Source organism: Allostella sp. (assembly GCF_041913585.1).
Lineage (GTDB): Bacteria > Pseudomonadota > Alphaproteobacteria > ATCC43930 > Allostellaceae > Allostella.
This window is the reverse complement of sequence record NZ_JAYSFE010000196.1, coordinates 1-5,565: the sequence shown is the minus strand read 5'-3', so window position 1 is coordinate 5,565 and position 5,565 is coordinate 1. Positions and strand designations below refer to the sequence as shown.

At 69.7% G+C, this 5,565-nt stretch carries 4 protein-coding genes; all 4 read left to right on the top strand.

Annotated features, from left to right (window positions below; genetic code table 11):
- Positions 1-600 (top strand): tripartite tricarboxylate transporter permease (locus ACE3Q3_RS22565; protein WP_374449807.1); only part of this gene is annotated, 600 nt, incomplete at its 5' end.
- 42 nt (positions 601-642) lie between these two features.
- On the top strand, positions 643-1,608 hold the full coding sequence (locus ACE3Q3_RS22560) for a tripartite tricarboxylate transporter substrate binding protein (protein WP_374449805.1): 966 nt from the start codon (positions 643-645) through the stop codon (positions 1,606-1,608).
- Positions 1,609-1,716: 108 nt separating this feature from the next.
- Positions 1,717-2,829: an efflux RND transporter periplasmic adaptor subunit gene (locus tag ACE3Q3_RS22555; protein ID WP_374449803.1), complete on the top strand. Its 1,113-nt coding sequence runs from the start codon at positions 1,717-1,719 to the stop codon at positions 2,827-2,829.
- 4 nt (positions 2,830-2,833) lie between these two features.
- The coding region (locus tag ACE3Q3_RS22550) for an efflux RND transporter permease subunit (protein ID WP_374449801.1) at positions 2,834-5,565 on the top strand (2,732 nt) is incomplete at its 3' end.

Below are 5,565 nucleotides of genomic sequence, written 5' to 3'. Positions count from 1 at the left end.
GCGGCGCCGGAATCGGCCAACAACGCCGCCGCCCAGACCTCCTTCATCCCGCTCCTCACCCTCGGCCTGCCGACCAACGCGGTGATGGCCCTGATGGTCGGCGCCCTCATCATCCAGGGCATCCAGCCGGGCCCGCTGATGATGGAGCGCCAGCCGGACCTGTTCTGGGGCCTCGTCGCCAGCATGTGGGTCGGCAACGTCATGCTGCTGGTCATCAACCTGCCGCTGGTCGGCATCTGGGTGCGGCTGCTGAAGGTGCCCTACGACCTGCTCTATCCGGCGATCCTGGTGTTCTCGGCGATCGGGGTCTACAGCCTCAACAACAGCGCCTTCGACGTCTACGTCACGATCGTCTTCGCGGTCTTCGGCTACCTGCTGGTCAAGCTCGACTGCGAGCCGGTGCCGCTGGTGCTGGGCTTCGTCCTCGGGCCCCTGATGGAAGAGCACCTGCGCCGTGCCATGCTGCTGTCGCGCGGCGACCCTATGGTGTTCGTCCACCGGCCCATCAGCCTGGCGCTGCTCGCCGTCGCCGCCCTGCTGCTGCTGGCGATCGTGCTGCCGGCCTTCCGCAACCGGCGGCAGGAAATGTTCCAGGAATAGGAACGCCCTGCCGATCCGGTCCATCCGAACGAGGAGGAAACGATGAGGCCTATCCTGTTGCTCGCCGCCGCCGCGGCCCGGGCGGCGCCGGCCCTGCCGGCCGCCGCCAAGTTCCCGGAGAAGCCGATCCGTCTGGTGGTCGGCTTCCCGCCCGCCGGCGCCACCGACATCCTGGCCCGCGTCGTCGCCGCCAAGGTCGGGGAGATGCAGAAGTGGGAGATCGTGGTCGACAACAAGCCGGGCGCGGCCGGCAATGTCGGCGCCGACCTCGTCGCCAAGGCGCCGGCCGACGGCCATACCTGGATGCTGACCCAGATCGCGACGCACGGCATCGTGCCCAGCCTCTACAAGAAGCTGCCGTTCGATTCGGTGAAGGACTTCGCCGGCGTCACCCAGCTCGTCGGCGTGCCGAACGTCATCAGCGCCTGCAAGGGCTTTCCGGCGGCGACCGTCGCCGACGTGATCCGCATCGCCAAGGAGAAGCCCGGCACCGTCACCTACGCCTCGTCGGGCAACGGCACCTCGCTGCACATGTCCGGCCAGCTGTTCAAGGTGCTGGCCGGCATCGACCTCGTGCATGTGCCCTACCGCGGCGCCGGCCCGGCGCTCAACGACTGCCTCGCCGGCAACGTCTCGCTGATCGTCAACAACTTCCCGGAGACGGTGGCCCACGTCCAGGCGGGCACCCTGAAGCCGCTCGCCGTGACCACCGCCCAGCGGGCGCCGCAATATCCCAACGTGCCGACGATGCAGGAGGCCGGCGTCGCCGGCTACGAGGTCTCGGCCTGGTTCGGGGTCGTGGTCCCGGCGAAGACGCCGCGCGACGTCGTCGCGCAGATCCATGCCGCGATCCTGCGGGCGCTGGAGCAGCCCGACGTGAAGGCGCGTCTCGCCGACCTCGGCGGCACCGTCGTCGGCTCGAAGCCGGAGGAGTTCGAGGCCTTCTACAAGGCCGAGATCCAGCGCTGGAAGCCGATCGTCGAATCGTCCGGCGCGCAGATCGAGTAATCGGCGGTCGAATGCGCGCCGCCGTGCTGTATGGTGAACTGGTAAGTTCAGCTTGAACGGGAGCGGGAGGCCGGGACGATCGGCCTCCCGTGCCGAGGAGTCGCTGGCATGCGCGCCGTTCTGGGGATTCTCGTCGTGCTGGCCCTCGGTGCCGGCGGCGGCTGGCTCTACTGGCAGAAGGTCATGCTGCCGGCGCAGAACCGCGCCGCGGGGGCCAAGCCGCCGGCCGGCTTCGCGATGCCGGTCGAGGCGGCCCAGGTCACGGTCGGCCGGGCCGAGCGCCGGGTCAACGCCGTCGGTTCGCTGCGCAGCAACGAGTCGGTCCTGGTGCGGCCGGAGGTCTCGGGCCGGATCGTGACCCTCGGCTTCGAGGAGGGGCAGAAGGTCCGGCGCGGCCAGATGCTGGTACAGCTCGACACCTCGGTGGAACGGGCGGAGCTGGCGCAGGCGCAGGCCCAGCTCAACCTCGCCCGCACCAACGCCGAGCGGGCCGACGAGCTGGTGCGGCGCGGGGCGGGGACCCAGCGCGCCCTCGACGAGGCGCGGGCGACGCTGCGCACGTCCGAGGCCTCGGTCCAGCTCGCCCAGGCGCGCATCGAGAAGATGACGGTGGTGGCGCCCTTCGACGGGATCGCCGGGCTGCGCCGGGTTTCGATCGGCGCCTTCGTCCAGGCCGGGGCGGAGGTCGTCAACCTCGAACAGATCGATCCCCTCAAGGTCGACTTCCGGGTCCCGGAGGTGTTCCTGGCGGCGGTGCGGACGGGCCAGCGCATCGCCGTCACGGTCGACGCCATGGCGGGCGAGGAATTCGTCGGCGAGGTCACGGCGATCGATCCCCTGGTCGACGCCGCCGGGCGCTCGATCGTGATCCGGGCGCGGCTCGCCAATCCGGACGACAAGCTGCGGCCGGGCGTGTTCGCCCGCGTCGGCCTGACGCTGGCCGAGCGCGAGAACGCCGTCTTCGTGCCGGAGCAGTCCCTGGTGCCGCAGGGCGAGCGCCACTTCGTCTTCAAGGTGGTCGACGGCGGCGACGGCAAGAAGATCGTCCGCCTGACGGAGGTCAAGCTGGGCCAGCGCCAGCCGGCCCGCGCCGAGGTCGTCGAGGGCCTGACGCCGGGCGACGTCGTCGTTACCGGCGGCCTCCTCAAGGTCCAGGACGGCTTGCCGGTGCAGGTGGTGCCGGCGCCGCCCGCGGCCGGCACGCCGGCCGGAAAGGGCTGAGACGATGACGCTCTCGGAGCTCTCCGTCCGCCGTCCGGTGCTGGCGACGGTGATGAGCCTCGTCATCCTGCTGCTCGGCGTGATGTCCTACAGCCGGCTGTCGGTGCGCGAGTATCCGAACATCGACGAGCCGGTGGTGACGGTCGAGACGACCTACCGCGGCGCCTCGGCCGAGATCATCGAGAGCCAGGTGACGACGCCGCTCGAGGATTCGCTGTCGGGCATCGAGGGCATCGACGTCATGTCCTCGATCAGCCGCGCCGAGATGAGCCAGATCACCGTCCGGTTCCGCATCGACCGCGACGCGGACAGCGCCGCCTCGGACGTGCGCGACCGCGTCGGGCGGGTGCGCAACCAGCTTCCCGACGAGATCGACGAGCCGGTGATCGCCAAGGTCGAGGCCGACGCCCAGCCGATCATCTATCTCGCCTTCGCCTCCGACCGGCACTCGGCGATCGAGGTGACCGACTATGCCGACCGCTTCGTCAAGGACCGGCTGCAGAACCTGCCCGGCGTCGCCAACGTCCGCATCTTCGGCGAGCGCCGCATCTCGATGCGCATCTGGCTCGACCGCACGCGGCTCGCGGCCTTCAACCTGACCGCCCAGGACATCGAGGCGGCGCTGCGCCGGCAGAACATCGAGATCCCGGCCGGCCGCATCGAGAGCCAGTCGCGCGAGTTCACCGTCGTCAGCGAGACCGACCTGCGCACGCCGCAGCAGTTCAACGACATGATCATCCGCGACGAGGCCGGCTATCCGGTCCGGCTGCGCGACGTCGGCCGGGCCGAGATCGATGCCCGCGACACCCGGGTCTCGGCCCGCTTCAACGGCCAGCCGGCGGTCGCGCTCGGCATCATCAAGCAGTCGACGGCGAACCCGCTCGACGTCTCGCGGGCCCTCGGCGAGACCCTGCCGCAGATCACCGCCCAGGCGCCGACGGGCATGACGATCACCAACGCCTACGACACCTCGATCTTCATCGCGCGGTCGATCGACAACGTCTTCCGCACCATCGGCGAGGCGATCCTCCTGGTGGTGCTGGTGATCTTCGTCTTCCTGCGCTCGGTGCGCGCGACGATCGTGCCGCTGGTGACGATCCCGGTGTCGCTGGTCGGCGCCTTCTCGCTGATGCTGCTCTTCGGCTTCTCGATCAACACCCTGACCCTGCTCGCCATGGTGCTGGCGGTCGGCCTCGTCGTCGACGACGCCATCGTCATGCTGGAGAACATCTCCCGCTACGTCGAGGAGGGGATGCGGCCGTTCGAGGCGGCGCTCAAGGGCTCGCGCGAGATCGCCTTCGCGATCGTCGCGATGACCATCACGCTGGCCGCCGTCTATGCGCCGATCGCCTTCCAGACCGGGCGCACCGGCCGTCTCTTCGTCGAGTTCGCGCTGACGCTCGCCGGGGCGGTCATCGTCTCCGGCTTCGTCGCGCTGACGCTGTCGCCGATGATGTGCCGCCTGATGCTGCGCCACCAGGAGCACCACAACTGGGCCTTCCGCGTCACCGAGCGGGCGCTGGAGGGGCTGAATGCCGGCTACCGCCGGGTCCTGTGGTTCACTCTCGGGATGCGGTCGGCGGTCGTGCTGCTGATGCTGCTCGTCGCCGCCTTCGCGGCAGTGATCTTCCGCACGCTGCCGTCCGAACTCTCGCCGGTCGAGGATCGCGGCACCATCGTCGCCATCGGCATCGCCCCCGAGGGCTCGACCATCGGCTTCACCGAGAGCTACGCCCGGCGCATGGAGGCGATCTGGAAGTCGGTGCCGCAGGTCGAGAAGTATTTCCTCGTCGTCGGCTTCCCGGTGGTGACCCAGGCGATCAGCTTCGTCCGCCTCGTCGACTGGGAGGACCGCACGGTGCGCACCCAGGAGGTCGTGCCGCAGGTCATGCCCAAGCTCTTCGCCGGCATCCCCGGCATCCTCGCCTTCGCCACCATGCCGCCGTCGCTCGGGCAGAGCGCGATCGAGAAGCCGGTGCAGTTCGTCCTCCAGACCTCCTCGCCCTATGCCGAACTGCAGGCGGCGGTCGACCGGGTGATGGCGGCGGCCCGCCAGAACCCCGGCCTCGCCGGCCTCGACGTCGACCTCAAGCTCAACAAGCCGGAACTGCGGGTGACCGTCGACCGCGAGAAGGCCTCGAGCCTCGGCATCGGCGTCGACACCATCGGCCGCACGCTGGAGACGATGCTGGGCGGCCGCCAGGTCACCCGCTTCAAGCAGAACGGCAAGCAGTACGACGTCGTCGTCCAGGTCGCCGGCGTCGAGCGCACCAATCCCGAGCAGATGGCCGAGATCTTCGTCCGCGCAGCGTCTGGCCAGATGGTGCCGCTCGCCAACCTCGTCACCATCGTCGAGACGGTGGCCCCGCGCGAGCTCAACCATTTCAACAAGCTGCGCGCGGCGACCATCTCGGCGACGCTCAACCCCGGCTACGCGCTGGGCGACGCGCTCGCCTTCCTGCAGGCCGAGGCGGCGAAGCTGCCGCCCAACATCGTCAGCGACCTCGCCGGCTCCAGCCGCGAGTACCGGACCTCGACGGGCGGCATCTACGTCACCTTCCTGCTGGCGCTCGCCTTCATCTACCTCGTGCTGGCGGCGCAGTTCGAGAGCTTCGTCGACCCCTTCATCATCATGCTGACGGTGCCGCTGTCGATGACCGGGGCGCTGCTCGCCCTCCAGCTCACCGGCGGCACGCTCAGCGTCTACAGCCAGATCGGGCTGGTGACGCTGATCGG